We start from the raw sequence: 18,523 nt of genomic DNA on the forward strand, positions 1-18,523 counted from the left end.
AGCACTAAGGGGCGGAAACCCCCTAACACTTAGCACTCATCGTTTACGGCGTGGACTACCAGGGTATCTAATCCTGTTCGCTCCCCACGCTTTCGCTCCTCAGCGTCAGTTACAGACCAGAGAGTCGCCTTCGCCACTGGTGTTCCTCCACATCTCTACGCATTTCACCGCTACACGTGGAATTCCACTCTCCTCTTCTGCACTCAAGTTCCCCAGTTTCCAATGACCCTCCCCGGTTGAGCCGGGGGCTTTCACATCAGACTTAAGAAACCGCCTGCGAGCCCTTTACGCCCAATAATTCCGGACAACGCTTGCCACCTACGTATTACCGCGGCTGCTGGCACGTAGTTAGCCGTGGCTTTCTGGTTAGGTACCGTCAAGGTGCCGCCCTATTTGAACGGCACTTGTTCTTCCCTAACAACAGAGCTTTACGATCCGAAAACCTTCATCACTCACGCGGCGTTGCTCCGTCAGACTTTCGTCCATTGCGGAAGATTCCCTACTGCTGCCTCCCGTAGGAGTCTGGGCCGTGTCTCAGTCCCAGTGTGGCCGATCACCCTCTCAGGTCGGCTACGCATCGTTGCCTTGGTGAGCCGTTACCTCACCAACTAGCTAATGCGCCGCGGGTCCATCTGTAAGTGGTAGCCGAAGCCACCTTTTATGTCTGAACCATGCGGTTCAAACAAACATCCGGTATTAGCCCCGGTTTCCCGGAGTTATCCCAGTCTTACAGGCAGGTTACCCACGTGTTACTCACCCGTCCGCCGCTAACATCAGGGAGCAAGCTCCCATCTGTCCGCTCGACTTGCATGTATTAGGCACGCCGCCAGCGTTCGTCCTGAGCCAGGATCAAACTCTCCGATAAAGTGTTTGACTGACTACGCACATCGCTGTGCGATTTATTTAAAACTTTGAATTAACAGGTACGTTTTGTCTTGTTTAGTTTTCAAAGAACTTTGTTGCTTCTCTCGAAGCGACCTCTTAATCATAACATTTTCAGTTTGCTAGGTCAATACTTTTTTTAAAAAATATTTTCGATAGGCTTGCCTTTCTATTAAAAAGACAACAAAAAGAATTATATCAGTATCATCGCTATGTGTCAAAGCTTTTTTTCATTTCTTTATATAGTAAAAGCGCAGCCTGTTACAGCTGCGCTTTTCGTTTATACTTCTTCCGTTTCTTCCGGCTCTTCTTCATTCTTTTCCACAAGCGCCACAGTGGCTACATGCTCTTGATCAGACATGCGGATCAGACGGACGCCTTGTGTTACGCGTCCCGTAGTGGAAATATCATTAATATCCATTCTGATTAACACGCCGCTTGCCGTAATAATCATTAAGTCCTCTTCGCCTTTTGTTGCTTTCACGGTTACTAACGGACCGTTGCTGTCAGTGATTTTACATGTTTTAAGGCCTTTTCCGCCCCGGCTTTGAACTCTGTATTCTGAAGCCGGTGTGCGTTTGCCGTAGCCGTTTTCTGTCACTATGAGGACGTGGGAGTCTTCTTCAAGAATCTCCATGCCTACAACGACATCATCGTCTGTCAGCGTGATGCCTTTAACACCCGCAGCTGTGCGTCCCATTTGTCTTACATCTTCTTCAGGGAAACGGATCAGCAAACCGTTCTTCGTTCCGATGATGATTTGTTTCTTGCCGTCAGTCAGGCGGACGGCCATCAGTTCATCGTCTTCCCGGAGACCCAGGGCGATCAGCCCGTTATTCCGTATATTCGCAAACTGGGACAGTGCCGTACGTTTCGACACCCCTTGTTTGGTCGTAAAGAAGAGGTATTGCTCCTCATCAAAAGTGCTGACCGGAATAATAGCATTAATCCATTCGCCTTTTTCAACCTCCAGAAGGTTAATAATCGGAATGCCTTTTGCCGTACGGCCGTATTCAGGGATTTCATATCCTTTAGAACGGTATACTTTCCCTTTATTAGAGAAGAACAGGATCGTATCGTGCGTTGATGTGGAAATTAAGTGTTCCACAAAGTCATCTTCATTCGTTCCCATTCCCTGTACGCCTTTTCCGCCCCGTTTTTGGCTGCGGTATGTGGACGCCGGGAGACGTTTAACATAGCCGTTATGGGTCAGTGTGATGACGATGTTTTCTCTCTCGATAAGATCTTCATCTTCAATTGTTTCAAGACCGGACGTCACGATTTCAGTGCGTCTCTCATCATTGAAACGCTCTTTGATTTCATTGAGCTCTTCACGGATGATTTCAAGAACTCTTTCTTCATTGGCTAAAATATCTTTCAGCTCGGCGATAAGCGCAACAAGTGATTGATATTCCTCTTCAATCTTTTCGCGCTCCAGACCGGTTAATCGCTGAAGGCGCATATCCAGAATGGCTTGCGCTTGTTTTTCAGTCAGTGAGAATTGTTCGATCAAACCCGTTCTCGCAATTTCAGCCGTCTGGGAACTGCGGATAAGAGAAATAACGGCATCTAAATGATCGAGAGCAATTCTTAAACCTTCCAGAATGTGAGCTCTCGCTTCCGCTTTGCGGAGTTCGTAAGCCGTTCTGCGCCGGATCACAACCTTTTGGTGATCAAGATAATGCTCCAGACATTGTTTCAGGCTCAGCACCTTCGGCTGTCCGTCAACGAGCGCCAGCAGGTTGATTCCGAAAGACGTCTGCAGGGCCGTTTGTTTGTACAGGTTATTCAAAATGACGTGAGCATTGGCGTCACGGCGGATCTCAATGACGATTCTCATTCCGTTACGGTCGGATTCGTCTCGCAGGTCGGTAATTCCTTCGATTTTTTTGTCTCGGACAAGATCTGCGATTTTTTCAATTAATCTCGCTTTGTTCACCTGATAAGGAAGTTCCGTAACAATAATTCTTTCTTTTCCTGATGATGTCTCTTCGATTTCAGCCTTAGCCCGGATTGTGATTGATCCCCGTCCGGATTCATATGCCTTGCGGATGCCGCTCCGGCCCAAAATCTGACCAGCAGTCGGAAAATCCGGGCCCGGAATGTATTCCATCAGCTCCTGGTTTGTAATCTCAGGATTCTCACTTACGGCAAGCACGCCTTCAATGACTTCCCCAAGCTGATGCGGAGGAATATTTGTCGCCATTCCGACCGCAATACCGGCAGCTCCGTTTACGAGCAGATTCGGAAATCTCGAAGGCATGACGACAGGTTCTCTTTCTGCGCCGTCATAGTTATCTTGATAATCAATCGTATCTTTCGTAATGTCACGCAGAATTTCCATTGCGATTTTTGACATTCTCGCTTCTGTGTAACGCATCGCGGCCGCTGAGTCGCCGTCAACCGAACCGAAGTTGCCGTGTCCGTCAACAAGCATGTAGCGGTAGTTAAAATCCTGCGCCATTCTGACCATTGATTCGTAAACCGCTGAGTCACCGTGCGGGTGGTACTTACCGATAACTTCACCGACGATACGGGCAGATTTTTTATATGGTTTGTCACTGGTCATGCCTAAATCATTCATTGCGTACAAAATCCGCCTGTGAACCGGCTTCAGACCGTCACGCACATCCGGAAGCGCCCGGGATACGATAACGCTCATTGCATAGTCCAGAAAGGATGTCCGCATTTCCTGACTGATATTGACTTCACGTACTTGTGGTGTGTTTTGTTCACTCATTAAAAAAACCTCCCTGAAGTATCACATGAAATAATGTGGGAGTAGATTGTCCATTATGATCTTCAATACGATTTCACTATTCTCCATTATATCAATAAACTTGTGTTTATACACATTAATTTAGTAGAATATACGGGTTTTGCGGGTTTTCAGAGGCTTTAGAAGCCGCTTTGAGAAAAAAGCCTTATTTCTTAACGAAAATAAGGCTTTCTTGGTTAAATATCAAGATTTTTCACGTATCTGGCGTTTGCTTCTATGAAGTTTCTCCGCGGTTCTACTTTGTCACCCATCAGCATTTCAAAAGTCTCGTCAGCGTCCATTGCATCTTCAAGATTGACTTGCAGAAGCGTTCTGGTCGCAGGGTCCATTGTCGTTTCCCAAAGCTGAGTCGCGTTCATTTCTCCAAGACCTTTATAACGCTGGAGGCCGGGCTTAGGCGATTGCGGAAGCTCTTTTAACAGCTCATCAAGCTGCTTATCGTTATAAGCGTATTCCACCCGTTTTCCCTGCTGCACTTTATAAAGCGGCGGCTGGGCAATGTAGACATAGCCGTTTTCGATGATTTCCCGCATGTATCTGTAGAAGAACGTTAATAAAAGCGTTCTGATGTGGGCGCCGTCAACATCGGCATCCGTCATGATGACCACTTTATGATAACGCGCTTTTTCAAGATTAAAATCTTCGCCGATTCCTGTTCCGAGGGCCGTGATCATTGATCTGACCTCATTGTTTGAGAGAATCTTATCAAGTCTGGCTTTCTCAACGTTCAGAATCTTACCGCGCAGCGGCAGAATGGCTTGGAAATGACGGTCCCGTCCCTGTTTCGCTGATCCGCCCGCAGAGTCACCCTCTACGATATACAGCTCGGAAATGCTCGGATCTTTAGAAGAACAGTCCGCCAGTTTGCCCGGCAGATTGGAAATCTCAAGCGCACTTTTGCGCCGGGTCAATTCCCGCGCTTTTTTCGCTGCCATCCGCGCTCTTGCGGCCATTAAACCTTTTTCAACGATTTTGCGGGCTGAGTCCGGATTTTCAAGAAGGAATGTTTCCAGCGCAGAAGAAAACAGCGTGTCAGTGATCGTTCTCGCTTCAGAGTTGCCGAGCTTGGTTTTCGTCTGCCCTTCGAATTGCGGATCAGGGTGCTTAATTGAAATAATGGCAGTCAGCCCTTCTCTCACATCATCCCCGCTTAAATTCGGATCATTTTCTTTGAAAATCCCTTTTCTTCTTGCATAGTCGTTTATGACACGGGTCAGACCGGTTTTAAATCCGGCCTCGTGCGTCCCGCCTTCGTATGTGTTGATATTATTTGTGAAAGAATAAATATTGCTTGTATAGCTGTCGTTGTATTGCAATGCAACTTCAACCGTTATGCCGTCTTTCTCGCCTTCGATATAAATCGGCTCTTCATGAACGACTTCTTTGGAACGGTTTAAGTACTCAACATAGCTTTTGATTCCGCCTTCGTAGTGGTACTCGTTTTTCCGTTCTTGTCCTTCACGTTTGTCTTCAATCGTGATGTTTACGCCTTTTGTCAGGAAGGCCAATTCCCGGACACGGTTTGAAAGCAGATCATAGTCGTATACAGTTGTTTCTTTGAAGATTTCCGGATCCGGAACGAAGTGCGTAATCGTTCCGGTCTTATCAGTATCACCGATCACTTCAAGATCGGCCACAGGCACACCGCGCTCGTACGCCTGATAGTGGATTTTTCCGTCACGATGAACCGTAACGTCAAGAGTGGTCGACAAGGCGTTTACGACGGACGCCCCTACACCGTGAAGACCGCCGGATACTTTATATCCGCTTCCGTCAAATTTACCGCCGGCGTGGAGAACGGTCATGATGACTTCAACCGCAGGGCGGCCCATCTTCTCCTGGATACCGACCGGAATTCCGCGCCCGTTGTCCTTAACGGTAATGCTGTTATCTTTTTCAATCTCGATATTAATATCTGTACAATAACCGGCCAGGGCCTCGTCAATACTGTTGTCGACGATTTCCCACACCAAGTGGTGAAGGCCTTTGCTGTTAGTTGATCCGATGTACATCCCCGGTCTCTTTCGAACAGCTTCCAAACCTTCTAATACCTGTATCTGATTCTCATCATAACTATTTTGCTGCTGTTCCATAGCCATGCACATTCACCTACACTTTTCTTAAACGATATATTCATTGTAAAGATCCGCTAAGAATCTATTTCTAACATAAATTGCGCACGTTTCTTCAGTGTGCCGGAAGATAAGGGAGAGTAATATATATTCTCAGTCGTGACTACGATAGACTTTGGCGTGCCGTTTACGGACGGCACTACTTTTTCTTTCTGTCTGTCCAGAAATTCTTCAACAATCGGCGATACATTGACCTTGCAGTCAAAAATGCCGACGATATCGCGTGTTGAAACGACAAAGTCGTCACCTAAATGAATATACAATCGCTCACCTCATTTCTTCACTTCACTAACGTACCGTTTTCCACACGGAACATTCCTGCTTGATGTAAGGTATCGTGGTCAATGCCATCCACGCTTGTCGTGGTGACAAATGTCTGCACACGGCCTTGGATCGTATGAAGCAAATGGGACTGTCGGTAATCATCCAGCTCGCTTAGTACATCATCCAAAAGTAAAATGGGGTATTCTCCGATTTCTTCATGAATCAAATCTATTTCGGCCAGCTTCAAAGACAAAGCCGTCGTACGCTGCTGTCCCTGCGAACCGTACGTCTGCACATCGCGTCCGTTCACATAAAAAAGGACATCATCCCGATGCGGTCCGAATAATGTGACGCCTCGTTCTATTTCTTTTTCTTTTAATTTCGAAAAAGACTCCTGGTAGCTGTTACCTATTTTCGACAAATTTTTGGGATCTGATACATCAAGCGCCGTGTGATACTTAAGCGTCAGTTCTTCAAGTCCCCGGGAAATGCCGGAATGGATCGGCTGCGCCCATTTTTCAAGCTGCGCCGTAAACTGCAGACGTTTGGCGACAACTTTTGCGGCTGCTTCAATCAGCTGATCAGTGAGAACGTCAAGCATGGTCCGGTCAGTCTGTTTCCGGCTTTGCAGCTGTTTCAGAAAATGATTCCGCTGTGAAAGGATTTTTTGATAAAGAGATAAATCATACAGATAAACGGCAGAAACCTGCCCGATCTCCATATCGAGAAATCTCCTCCTCACCTGAGGGCTTCCTTTGACGAGATTTAAATCCTCAGGGGCAAACATAATGGTGTTCAGCGCTCCGACATACTGACTGAGTTTTTGCTGCTCTATATGATTGACCTTGCCCTTTTTACCTTTTTTGGAGATGACAAGCTGCATCGGGATGTCCCCGTTGCGCTTCATCACTCTTCCTTCTATTTTAGCATAGTCTTCGTCCCACCGTATAAGTTCTTTGTCATTTGAGGTGCGGTGTGATTTTGCCATCGAAAGGACATAGATGGCTTCCATCAGATTGGTTTTGCCTTGGGCATTTTCCCCGATGATCACATTCACCTTGTTTTCGAATTGAAGCTCAGCGCGCTCATAATTACGGTAGGATGTTAATTCTAAATTTTGGATATACAACCGCTGTCACCCGCTTTAATTGACGACTTGAAATGAACCAAATCCTTCAATCGCGACCACGTCTCCAACGTAAAGCTTTCTGCCGCGGCGATTGTCAGGTTCATTGTTGACAGTCACCTCATGCTCGCTCAGAAACCATTTCGCCATGCCGCCGGACTGAATTACATCGGCTAATTTTAAAAACTGGCCAAGCGTAATCATTTCTGTATCAATCGAAATCGGATTTGCCATAATATCGACCTCTTTCAAATATCACTAATATCTAATTGTACTAAAAAATCCTGAAATAAGGAAAGGGAAAACTTGAGGGAGCGGCTGATGAATAGAAAAGCTGCCGAACTAAGCCGGCAGCACATTCTGTTTGATTAATACGTTCTGACCGGAAGGATGAGCTGAACGATGGTTTCATCATTCGGCGTACGGATAAGAAACGGTCTCATCGCTCCCGTAAAGCTGATACGGATGTCCGCTCCTTCAAGTACTTTCAGTGCGTCCATCATATATTTTGGACTGAATGAAATATTTAATTCCTCGCCGTCAATCTGGTCAGCCAGCACAGCTTCGACCACTTTTCCGATTTCCGGAGAATTTGATGAAATTTCAAGCGAATCCGCCGGTTTGGCAGAAAGCTTTACAACGTTGTTGCGGCCTTCTCTCGCCAATAAAGAAGCACGGTCTATCGCCTGTAAAAATTCCTTCGTGTTCACGACGATTTCCGTTTTGCTTTCCTGCGGAATTAAGCTGGTCGTGTCCGGATAGTTTCCGTCAAGCAATCTTGAGAAGAACAATACGTTTTTCGCTTTGAACAGCACTTGGGTTTCTGTAATCACGATATCAACCAGTTCTTGGTTGTCATCAAGAATTTTGCTCAGCTCGGTTAAGCTTTTCCCGGGAATGACCACGTTATAAGAGCTGTCTTCCGGAATATCAAGCTTCGCCTTTCTTAAAGCGAGTCGGTGGCTATCCGTGGCAGTGCATAATAATTCACCGTTTTCGACTTTCCAGTTTACACCTGTCAAGATAGGGCGTGTTTCTGAGGCGGACACAGCGAACACGGTTTGGCGGATCAGGTTTTTCAAAAGATCCGTCGGAATCTGAATGGCGTGATGCTCTTCGATTTGCGGTAGATGCGGATATTCATCTGCATCAAGGCCGTTTAAATTAAATTCGGCTTTTCCGGAACGGATAATCGTTAAATATTGATTTTGAACTTCGATTTCAACAGTCGCCATCGGCAGTTTTTTAACGATTTCGCTGAAGAAACGCGCTTGCAGCACGATACTTCCCGGCTGATCGATCGTCACGATTTCTTTATCATCATCTTCTTTCGGAATGAATGACTCAATTGAAATATCAGAGTCACTTCCTGTGAAAGATACTCCTTCATCTGAGGCGACGATCTTAATACCGGTGAGAATGGGAATTGTGGTTCTGGATGAAACGGCTTTTAGAACGTCTTGTACACTTTCGACTAACCGATCTTTTTGAATCGTAAATTTCATGTTTATCCTCCTAACGGATAATATAATTAATATATTTTAAAATAGCAGTAGTAATAGTAGGGCCTGTGGATTTGTGGATAAGTTGTGAAAAAGACAGGAAACACAGCCTATCCACATGTGGACAGACTGTGCATGGCTATGAAAAAGTTATTCACACTTTCCCCGATTCATCCGAGGGCACTATTATTTAAGCAGTTCTTTTATTTCTTTCACCTGCTGCTGAAGCTGCTCGTCATCAATCAGCAGTTTTGAAATCTTTTCGTGGGCGTGAATGACGGTTGTATGGTCTCTCCCGCCAAATTCTTCCCCGATTTTAGGCAAAGAAGAATCCGTCATTTCTCTTGAAAGATACATCGCAATTTGTCTTGGGAAAGCCACTGATTTCGTACGCTTTTTCGCTTTGAAATCTTCAAGCTTAATGTTGAACTGCTGTCCGACAATCCGCTGAATCTCTTTTATCGTAATGACCTTCGGCTTAGAAGACGGAATAATATCTTTCAATGCTTCTGCTGCCAGGTCTGCGTTAATGTCTTTATTGATTAAGGATGAATAGGCGACAACCCGGATTAATGCCCCTTCCAGTTCGCGGATGTTGCTGTCAATCTGATTCGCGATGTAAAGCATGACCTCGTTCGGAATATCAAGGCCTTCCGCCTTCGCTTTTTTTCTCAGGATGGCAATCCGCGTTTCCAGATCCGGCGGTGTGATATCTGTAATCAATCCCCATTCGAACCGCGAACGCAGGCGGTCTTCAAGGGTCGGGATCTCTTTCGGCGGTCTGTCACTGGAAATCACGATTTGTTTGCTTTCTTCATGAAGCGTGTTGAATGTATGGAAAAACTCTTCCTGTGTTTGTTCTTTTCCGGCTAAAAATTGAATATCATCTATCAAAAGTACATCAACGTTCCGGTAGCGGTTGCGGAAATCAACGGCTTTATTATCGCGGATTGAGTTGATGAATTCATTTGTGAATTTTTCAGAAGACAGGTACACCACTTTGGCTGAAGGATTATGATCAATGACATAATGGCCGATCGCGTGCATTAAGTGGGTTTTTCCTAAGCCGACTCCCCCGTATATAAATAAAGGGTTGTACGCTTTAGCGGGTGCTTCCGCCACAGCCAGTGATGCTGCATGGGCGAATCGGTTTCCCGATCCGATGACGAATGTGTCGAATGTATATTTCGGGTTGAGCATGCTTTGGGGAAAATCAGACGGTTCCTCTTTTGCCGCTTTTTTCACTTGCGGTTTCGGTAAAAAGTCTTCTTCGTCCTGATTTTGAGGAATGACAAATTTGACGCTCAATTCTTCCCCGGTTAATTCATATATGGTATCTGCAATGAGATGTAAGTACCTGGACTCCAGCCAGTCTCTGGCAAATTCATTAGGAGCGGTGATGGTTAAGGTATCTCCTTGCAGCGAATGGGCTTTCGTCGACTTCATCCAAGTTTCGAAACTCGGTTTGCTTAGCTTTTTCTCAATTTGAGCTAGAGCTTGATTCCAAAGATCCAATATATTCTCCATTATCCGGCACAGCCCTCCTTTTCTTTAAAAATCAGCGCCCTTTCCCTGTTATAGAACACAAAAAAAGAGCATATGGCTCTGACCATTCGTACACACGAAATGTTGAAAACATATAGTATAGTAGAAAAATAGCTTTTCGACAAATTCCACAAGTTGTGGACAACAATCTACACAAGCTGTGTGAAAACAATCCACAACTTATCCACAAATTGTGGATAAGGAGAATGGACTGGATAAGTAATTAAGAGTTAAAACACAAATATAATATCAAATTAAGCGAGGACTTGCAATGGTTCTCGTAATCTTATCCACAAACCTGACAACTTGTTGAAAAATCTTTGTCCACAGGGGTTAGCAATGTGAAAATGTTGTCGATAACGATTGTGGATATTAAAAAAAAACCGAAAAATTATCCACATGACGTTTTTTCGGGGGAGCGCGGCTTTTTTTGTGCGTTAAAAAAAGGAATATGAAAAATAAGGTTTCTAATCTGGTTAAGGTATGTTATCCTATTATGGTTGTAAGAAATAAAAGCACTGCTGAAGTTGACAATGAATAGGCAGCACAAATATAATAAGTAAGACTGTCTTTAACAGCTATTCCTCGAGGGAGGTGTCATAAATGAAAAGAACATTCCAACCGAATAACCGTAAACGCAGTAAAGTTCATGGCTTCAGAAGCCGTATGAGTTCAAAAAACGGTCGTCTAGTATTAGCACGCCGTCGCCGCAAAGGCAGAAAAGTATTATCAGCTTAGGCCACTGAATAATGTCAGTGGTCTTTTTTCACATTAAGAGAGTGAGATGTCATGCGTCGCCCGGTACTGGAGAAATTTCTTCAGTATTCCGGCGGCCCGTTTTTTTTAGATAGAAATAAAAGTTTCTGCGAGTGAATATCGGAGTGAATTAAAGTGAAGAAGCGAAATCGGTTAAAGAAAAATGAAGATTTTCAAAAAGTGTTTAAACGCGGAACGTCTATGGCAAACCGCCAGTTCGTGCTGTATACGCTTGATCAGCCGAAACAGGAAGAGCTCCGGGTAGGGCTTTCTGTCAGTAAAAAAATCGGCAATGCCGTCGTGCGCAATCGGGTGAAGCGGTTAATCAGACAGGCTGTTCAGGAGGAAAAAGAGCTGCTCAAGCCGAAAGATTTTATTATTATCGCAAGAAAACCCGCCGGCGACCTCAGTTTTGAAGAAACGAAAAAGAGTCTGCAGCACTTATTCAGAAAAACCTCATTATATAAGAAATCTTCGTCAAAATAGCTCATATTTTGTTTTCTTCACGTTTTTAAAAGCGCTTCCTTTTATTTGGCGAAAAATGAACGCCATTTGAAACTGAAAGATGCTAAAATACATACAAGGTTTATAAAGATTGGTATAGGAGGAAACGTTCTTGAAAAGGAGAATATGGTTACTACTGAGTATGGTCGGTATGCTCGTGCTGCTGGCCGGGTGCTCGAGTGTGAAAGAGCCGATTACGGCGAATAGTCCGCATTTCTGGGACAAATATGTTGTGTATCCATTGTCAGAAGTCATTACGTACGTAGCGAAACTGACGGGCGATAACTATGGTTTATCGATCATCATCGTTACGATTTTAATTCGTCTGCTGATTCTGCCGCTGATGATCAAGCAGCTTCGAAGCTCAAAAGCGATGCAGGCGCTGCAGCCTGAAATGCAGAAGCTCAGAGAAAAATACAGCTCTAAAGATCAAAAAACGCAGCAGAAGCTTCAGCAGGAAACAATGGCCCTGTTTTCAAAGCACGGGGTAAACCCGCTGGCGGGATGTTTCCCGATCCTGATTCAAATGCCGATTTTGATCGGATTCTACCACGCCATTATGCGTACGCAAGCCATTTCACAGCACAGCTTTTTATGGTTTGACCTAGGAGAGAAGGATCCTTACTATATTCTTCCTATCGTTGCCGGTGTGGCCACTTTTGTCCAGCAGAAGCTGATGATGGCCGGAAATCCGACTCAGAATCCTCAAATGGCAATGATGGTATGGATTATGCCGATCATGATCATCGTATTTGCGATCAACTTCCCGAGCGCACTTTCTCTGTATTGGGTAGTCGGAAACCTGTTTATGATTGCTCAGACATTCCTTATTAAAGGACCTGACATTAAACACGATCCGGAAACGCAGAAAGCGGGAGGAAAGAAAAAGTGAAGAAGGTGACTGCTGCGGGACGGAATGTCGAAGAAGCAGTTCAATCAGGCCTTCAGGAACTTCAACTGACGAAAGATCAAGTAGAAATAACGGTGGTGCAAGAAGAATATAAAGGGTTTTTGGGTATTTTTGGAAAAAAGAATGCGATCGTAGAACTGGAAGAGAAAAGAAATCCTGTTCAGGAAGCGAAAGCGTATTTGGAAGAAATCATCCATTCCATTGCCGGACCTTCTGAGATTGTTACGGAAGAAAACAAGAAAACAGTCTGTTTTCACATTAAAGGTGAAAAAGCGGCGCTGCTTATTGGCAAAAGAGGACAAACACTCAATGCCCTGGAAACATTGACGCAGCTTGTTTTGAACCGCGGCTCCGGCCAGTATCGCCAAGCCGTTGTCGACGCTGAGAATTATCGGCGGAAAAGAAGAGAAATTCTGGATCAGCTGGCAAACAGGCTGGCCAAGCAAGTCTCGAAAACGAAAAAAGATGTGCATTTAGAACCGATGCCGTCAGGTGAAAGAAAAATCATCCATGACGCGCTGTCAAAGCATCCAAATATCAAAACGTTTTCTACCGGTGAAGGCCGGTACCGCCATCTCGTTATTTCCCATAAAGATAGCAGAAAACCGAAGTCCGGGTAAAATCGGAACTTCGGTTTTTTTATTGGTAAAAATGGCTCTATTCCTAAGCAGAATCGCATTTTTAGCGTTTAAGTTTTTTCTTTTTCGGTCTATGCTGTTGATAAAAAAGGTTTTAGGAAATAAAATTAATTGTTATTCACATGTGGATAAGTTAAAGTAATAAGGGATGAATTTCTGCCTTTGTGGATAACGTATCTTCCACTTCAAACCAAACTATGTTATCTTTTAATTTTGGCGTAAATAAAATTTTTTATATAGATGGAAACAGAGATAAAGAGAGGTGAACAGCATGGATACAATTGCAGCGATTTCAACTCCGATGGGTGAAGGCGCGATCGCGATCGTTCGGCTGAGCGGCCCGGAAGCCGTAAAAATTGCCGACAAAATGTACAAGGGTCCGAAAGGCAAAACGCTCAGTTCGGCAGAATCGCATACCATTCATTACGGGCATATCGCGGACAGCACGACGGGACGGATTATTGAGGAAGTCATGGTGTCTGTTTTAAGAGCGCCCAGAACATTCACAAGGGAAGATGTCATTGAAATCAACTGTCACGGGGGTATTGTGACGGTTAATCAGGTGCTCCAGCTTGCTTTAAGAGAAGGTGCGAGACTGGCAGAACCCGGTGAGTTTACGAAGCGCGCATTTTTAAACGGACGGATTGACCTATCACAGGCGGAAGCGGTGATGGATCTGATCAGGGCCAAAACGGACCGTGCCATGAATGTCGCCATGAACCAGATGGAAGGACGGCTTTCTGCGCTTGTCCGCCGTCTGCGTGATGAGCTGTTAGAAACACTTGCACATGTTGAGGTTAATATAGATTATCCGGAATATGATGACGTCGAAGAAATGACGCATCAGCTTTTAGTGGAGAAGGCAAGCGGCGTGAAGAAAGAAATCGAGGCGCTGCTCCGTACGTCTGAGCAGGGGAAAATTTTGCGTGAGGGACTGTCTACCGTGATCATCGGCCGTCCGAACGTCGGAAAATCCTCTCTGCTTAACAGCCTTGTCCATGAAACGAAGGCGATCGTAACCGATATTCCGGGAACGACGCGTGATGTGATTGAGGAATATGTCAACGTGCGAGGCGTGCCGCTTCGGCTTGTCGATACCGCCGGAATCCGTGAGACAGAAGATATCGTCGAAAGAATCGGTGTGGAACGGTCACGGCAGGTTCTGAAGGAAGCGGATCTCATTTTGCTTGTGCTTAACCACAGCGAAGCGCTTTCTGAAGAAGATGTGAAATTGTTTGAAGCGGTTGAGGGAATGGACGTCATTGTCATTATGAATAAGACGGACCTTGAGGCTAAGATTGACGCTGAGCGCGTCAAGGAACTGGCGAAAGGCCGGCCTGTCGTCACGACCTCATTGCTGAAAGAAGAAGGCATTCAAGATTTAGAGGAAGCGATTCAGTCGCTATTTTATACAGGAGCGATCGAAAGCGGAGATCTCACCTATGTCAGCAACACCCGTCATATCTCGATTCTGCATCAGGCCAAGCAAGCGATTGATGATGCGCTGAACGGAATTGAACAGGATGTTCCGATTGATATGGTGCAAATTGATTTGACAAGGTGCTGGGAGCTGCTGGGCGAAATCATCGGTGATGCCGTCCACGAAAGCTTAATTGATCAGCTCTTTTCACAATTTTGTTTAGGTAAATAAAAGGGAGGAAAAAACCATGGGGTATGAAGCAGGCCAATACGACGTGATTGTCATCGGCGCCGGGCATGCCGGTGTTGAGGCTGCCCTCGCATCCGCGCGCCAGGGAGCCAAAACGCTTGTTTTGACGATTAATCTTGATATGGTTGCGTTTATGCCATGTAATCCGTCTGTCGGCGGCCCCGCGAAAGGGATTGTCGTCCGCGAAATTGACGCGCTCGGCGGAGAAATGGCTAGAAATATAGATAAAACTCATATTCAAATGAGAATGCTGAATACAGGAAAAGGTCCGGCCGTACGGGCGCTGCGTGCGCAGGCGGATAAATTCCAATATCAGCACGAAATGAAGCATACGCTGGAAAAAACACCGAATTTGACACTTCTTCAAGGGATTGCCGAGCGTTTAATCATTGAAGACGGAGAGTGCCGCGGTGTCATTACGCAAACCGGTGCTGAATATAAGGCAAAAACTGTCGTGCTGACAACCGGAACGTATTTAAGAGGGCGGATCATTCTCGGTGATCTGTCTTACTCAAGCGGCCCGAATAACCAGCAGCCGTCTATTAAACTTTCTGAGCACTTAGAGGAGCTCGGTTTTGATCTCGTCCGTTTTAAAACGGGCACGCCTCCTCGTGTCTCAAGCGATTCCATTGATTACAGCAAAACAGAAATCCAGCCGGGGGACCAGGTTCCGCGCGCTTTCTCATATGAAACGGTTGAATACATTACCGATCAGCTGCCTTGCTGGCTGACTTACACGAGTCCTGAGACTCATGAGATCATCGACAGCAACCTGCATCGTTCGCCAATGTATTCCGGTATGATTAAAGGAACGGGACCGAGATACTGCCCTTCGATTGAAGATAAAGTCGTTCGGTTTAATGATAAACCGCGTCATCAGATTTTCCTTGAGCCGGAAGGCAGAAATACGCAGGAAGTATACGTTCAAGGTTTATCCACGAGTCTTCCTGAGGACGTGCAGCAGCGGATGCTGGCGACCATTCCGGGACTGGAAAAGGTGCAGATGATGAGAGCCGGATACGCGATTGAGTATGACGCAATTGTACCGACGCAGCTCTGGCCTACACTGGAGACGAAAAAAATCCCTAACCTGTACACAGCCGGTCAAATTAACGGTACATCAGGTTATGAGGAAGCAGCCGGGCAAGGAATTATGGCAGGGATCAACGCAGGCCGCAAAGCGCTTGGAAAAGAAGAAGTGATCCTCAGCCGTTCCGATGCTTATATCGGTGTATTGATTGATGATTTGGTAACGAAAGGAACCAATGAACCGTACCGTCTGCTGACTTCACGGGCGGAATACAGACTGCTGCTCCGTCACGACAATGCGGATCTTCGTCTGACGGAAATCGGCCACGATATCGGCTTAATTTCTGATGAGCGCTATGAAGCGTTTGAGAAGAAAAAAGCGGCGATCGAGGCAGAGAAAAAACGTCTCTGGTCTGTTATTATTAAGCCGTCTCCTGAGAATCAGGAATATATCCGTTCACTCGGCGGAAGCGAGCTGAAAGACGGAGTGCGCGGCACAGATTTAATGAAACGTCCGGAAATGAACTATGAAACAGTGACAAAACTTGCGCCTGCAGATTCTCCGGTTCCGCAAGATGTGGCGGAACAAGTGGAAATTCAGGTGAAATATGAAGGATATATCGAAAAATCCTTGCAGCAAGTGGAAAAGCTAAAGAAAATGGAAAACAAAAAAATCCCTGATCGGATTGATTATGACGCCATTAAAGGAATTGCTACTGAAGCCCGTCAAAAGCTGAAAGAAGTGCGTCCTTTATCAGTTGCTCAAGCGTCCCGTATTTCCGGTGTCAATCCGGCAGACATTTCAATCCTGCTGGTATACCTGGAGCAGGGCCGTATTGCCAAGGTAGCTGAATAGAAAGGATGACGGCATGAATATAGAGGAATTTACATCCAGTTTAGCGGAGAAAGGGATTTCCCTTTCTGACCGCCAGCTGGAGCAATTCGAGTTGTATTACCGGATGCTCGTGGAATGGAACGAAAAAATGAATCTGACATCCATCACTGAGAAAAAGGAAGTTTATCTCAAGCATTTTTATGATTCGATAACGGCGGCATTTTATATTGATTTTGAAAAGGTCACCACTCTTTGTGATGTCGGCGCCGGCGCCGGTTTTCCAAGCCTGCCCGTCAAAATCTGCTTCCCGCATCTGCATGTCACCATCGTCGATTCACTGAATAAGCGGATTACGTTTTTGGAAACTCTCTCTGATGCTTTACAATTGGAGCATACGACATTTGTCCATGACAGAGCGGAGACATTCGGACAGCGGAAAGACGTACGGGAAAGCTTCGATCTCGTGACGGCCCGTGCGGTGGCGCGTCTGTCGGTCCTGAGTGAGCTTTGTCTGCCGCTGGCCAAGAAAAACGGCGTATTTGCCGCACTAAAAGCAGCAGCCGCTGATGAAGAGCTGAAAGCGGGGCAAAAGGCGATTAAAGTATTGGGAGGAGAGCTTGAACAAGTTCATTCCTTTACACTTCCTGTTGAAGAAAGTGAACGGAACATTATGATCATTCGCAAGACGAAAAGCACTCCGAAAAAATATCCGAGAAAACCGGGTACTCCAAATAAATCGCCAATTGAAGGGTAATTTAGACAGCCTGATGTGACAATTCCATCATATTTTCTGCAAAATTGATGAAGATACAGCAGGAAAAACCATGAGAAAATAGAATTATAAAAATGGCAGTTTTTAAAGGTGGTGTAGGTACATGAAGCATTCATTCTCTCGTTTCTTCGGGTTTGGTGAGAAGGAAGAGGAACCGGAGATAGCTGAGCATGATACAAACAAAGAAGAGATACTCGAAATACCGGTACATGCTATCGTTCCCAACCGTTTTCAGCCACGCACCATTTTCTCAGATGAAAAAATCAAAGAGTTAGCAATGACTATCCATACACACGGCATCATTCAGCCGATTGTTGTCAGACATACAGAAGATGAAGGACAATATGAGCTCATTGCGGGTGAAAGGCGCTGGAGAGCGGTACAGACGCTTGAATGGGAGAAGATTCCCGCAATTATTAAAGATTTTTCTGATACGGAAACAGCATCTGTCGCTTTGATTGAAAACCTGCAAAGGGAAGAATTGTCCTCCATTGAGGAAGCTCATGCGTACGCAAGGCTGTTAGAACTTCATGATTTAACACAGGAAGCCTTGGCGCAGCGCTTAGGAAAAGGCCAGTCAACGATTGCGAACAAGCTCCGATTGTTAAAGCTCCCGGAACCGGTCCAGGATGCGATTATGGAGAAAAAAATTACGGAACGTCATGCAAGAGCACTGATTCCGCTCAAACAGCCGGAGCTTCAGGTCACATTGCTTGCGGAAATCATTGAGAAAAGCTTAAACGTCAAGCAGACGGAAGACAGAGTGGTGAAAATGCTTGAACAGAATAAGCAGAAACCAAAGCCGAGACGCAAAGCGTTCAGCAGGGATACAAGAATTGCGATGAATACGATTCGTCAGTCACTGTCCATGGTAGAAGACAGCGGCGTCAGACTGAATACTGAAGAAGAAGAATTCGAAGAGTACATCCAGCTTACCATTCGGATACCTAAATAAAAACTCTCCTGATCAGCAGGGGAGTTTTTATTTTAATCAAAAAACTATTTTGAGATAATGATAGATTTATTGTGCACTATACATTATATATGTAAAATTTTATCTTTTTGTGTCGTGAATTGTCTTTTTACAGTCAAAAAAGTCACTTTATCGGAGAACTTATATTAGAAAGTGTCTTTTTCGTTTACATTTTTTTCACTTGCTGATAAACAAATTATGAAAAAA

At 45.3% G+C, this 18,523-nt stretch carries 15 protein-coding genes and 1 rRNA gene (1 of these 16 cut by a window edge); 8 read left to right on the forward strand and 8 right to left on the reverse strand.

From position 1 onward, the window contains the following. The 8 genes from OVA33_RS04470 to dnaA form a co-directional block, all read right to left on the reverse strand. Positions 1 to 865: ribosomal RNA gene (locus tag OVA33_RS04470) — 16S ribosomal RNA — on the reverse strand (it extends 685 nt beyond the left edge of the window). A 297-nt stretch (positions 866 to 1,162) separates the two neighbouring features. After that, positions 1,163 to 3,622 (reverse strand): DNA gyrase subunit A, encoded by a 2,460-nt coding sequence (gyrA, locus tag OVA33_RS04475; RefSeq protein WP_025650119.1) that lies wholly within the window; start codon positions 3,620 to 3,622, stop codon positions 1,163 to 1,165. Positions 3,623 to 3,837: 215 nt separating this feature from the next. After that, positions 3,838 to 5,754, reverse strand: coding sequence for a DNA topoisomerase (ATP-hydrolyzing) subunit B (gyrB, locus tag OVA33_RS04480; protein WP_014720600.1), 1,917 nt, complete (start codon positions 5,752 to 5,754; stop codon positions 3,838 to 3,840). A gap of 56 nt (positions 5,755 to 5,810) precedes the next feature. Further along, the gene (gene remB, locus OVA33_RS04485; protein ID WP_004392908.1) at positions 5,811 to 6,056 is read right to left on the reverse strand and encodes an extracellular matrix regulator RemB; all 246 of its coding nucleotides are present in this window, start codon (positions 6,054 to 6,056) and stop codon (positions 5,811 to 5,813) included. Between the two features lie 17 nt (positions 6,057 to 6,073). After that, the gene (gene recF / locus OVA33_RS04490) at positions 6,074 to 7,186 is read right to left on the reverse strand and encodes a DNA replication/repair protein RecF (RefSeq protein ID WP_053285270.1); all 1,113 of its coding nucleotides are present in this window, start codon (positions 7,184 to 7,186) and stop codon (positions 6,074 to 6,076) included. Between the two features lie 15 nt (positions 7,187 to 7,201). Then, on the reverse strand, positions 7,202 to 7,417 hold the full coding sequence (gene rlbA / locus OVA33_RS04495) for a ribosome maturation protein RlbA (RefSeq protein ID WP_004392910.1): 216 nt from the start codon (positions 7,415 to 7,417) through the stop codon (positions 7,202 to 7,204). Positions 7,418 to 7,551: 134 nt separating this feature from the next. After that, positions 7,552 to 8,688, reverse strand: coding sequence for a DNA polymerase III subunit beta (gene dnaN / locus OVA33_RS04500; RefSeq protein ID WP_007409909.1), 1,137 nt, complete (start codon positions 8,686 to 8,688; stop codon positions 7,552 to 7,554). A gap of 183 nt (positions 8,689 to 8,871) precedes the next feature. Beyond that, the gene (dnaA, locus tag OVA33_RS04505; RefSeq protein WP_004392913.1) at positions 8,872 to 10,212 is read right to left on the reverse strand and encodes a chromosomal replication initiator protein DnaA; all 1,341 of its coding nucleotides are present in this window, start codon (positions 10,210 to 10,212) and stop codon (positions 8,872 to 8,874) included. A gap of 621 nt (positions 10,213 to 10,833) precedes the next feature. On the opposite strand from dnaA, the gene rpmH reads away from it, so the two are divergent. The 8 genes from rpmH (at position 10,834) to noc (ending at position 18,298) form a co-directional block, all read left to right on the forward strand. Next, entirely contained in the window at positions 10,834 to 10,968 is a 135-nt protein-coding gene (gene rpmH, locus OVA33_RS04510) for a 50S ribosomal protein L34 (protein WP_003178075.1), read from the forward strand. Positions 10,969 to 11,121: 153 nt separating this feature from the next. Continuing rightward, a complete protein-coding gene (rnpA, locus tag OVA33_RS04515) occupies positions 11,122 to 11,472 on the forward strand; it encodes a ribonuclease P protein component (protein ID WP_004392944.1) in 351 nt (116 codons plus the stop codon). Positions 11,473 to 11,632: 160 nt separating this feature from the next. Further along, complete coding sequence (gene spoIIIJ / locus OVA33_RS04520; RefSeq protein WP_007409906.1) at positions 11,633 to 12,382, forward strand: YidC family membrane integrase SpoIIIJ; 750 nt, start codon at positions 11,633 to 11,635, stop codon at positions 12,380 to 12,382. After that, positions 12,379 to 13,020 carry an RNA-binding cell elongation regulator Jag/EloR gene (gene jag / locus OVA33_RS04525; RefSeq protein WP_017418434.1) on the forward strand — a complete coding sequence of 214 codons (642 nt, stop codon included), beginning with the start codon at positions 12,379 to 12,381 and terminating at the stop codon, positions 13,018 to 13,020. Before spoIIIJ ends, jag begins: the two co-directional genes overlap by 4 nt. A 289-nt stretch (positions 13,021 to 13,309) precedes the next feature. Next, the gene (gene mnmE, locus OVA33_RS04530; RefSeq protein WP_004392954.1) at positions 13,310 to 14,689 is read left to right on the forward strand and encodes a tRNA uridine-5-carboxymethylaminomethyl(34) synthesis GTPase MnmE; all 1,380 of its coding nucleotides are present in this window, start codon (positions 13,310 to 13,312) and stop codon (positions 14,687 to 14,689) included. Positions 14,690 to 14,705: 16 nt separating this feature from the next. After that, positions 14,706 to 16,592: a tRNA uridine-5-carboxymethylaminomethyl(34) synthesis enzyme MnmG gene (gene mnmG, locus OVA33_RS04535; protein ID WP_029973051.1), complete on the forward strand. Its 1,887-nt coding sequence runs from the start codon at positions 14,706 to 14,708 to the stop codon at positions 16,590 to 16,592. Positions 16,593 to 16,605: 13 nt separating this feature from the next. Continuing rightward, positions 16,606 to 17,325: a 16S rRNA (guanine(527)-N(7))-methyltransferase RsmG gene (gene rsmG / locus OVA33_RS04540; RefSeq protein ID WP_071182105.1), complete on the forward strand. Its 720-nt coding sequence runs from the start codon at positions 16,606 to 16,608 to the stop codon at positions 17,323 to 17,325. 121 nt (positions 17,326 to 17,446) lie between these two features. Next, positions 17,447 to 18,298 carry a nucleoid occlusion protein gene (noc, locus tag OVA33_RS04545; protein ID WP_007615083.1) on the forward strand — a complete coding sequence of 284 codons (852 nt, stop codon included), beginning with the start codon at positions 17,447 to 17,449 and terminating at the stop codon, positions 18,296 to 18,298. Positions 18,299 to 18,523: the final 225 nt, after the last annotated feature.

The organism is Bacillus sp. KICET-1 (assembly GCF_027721405.1).
GTDB lineage: Bacteria > Bacillota > Bacilli > Bacillales > Bacillaceae > Bacillus > Bacillus velezensis.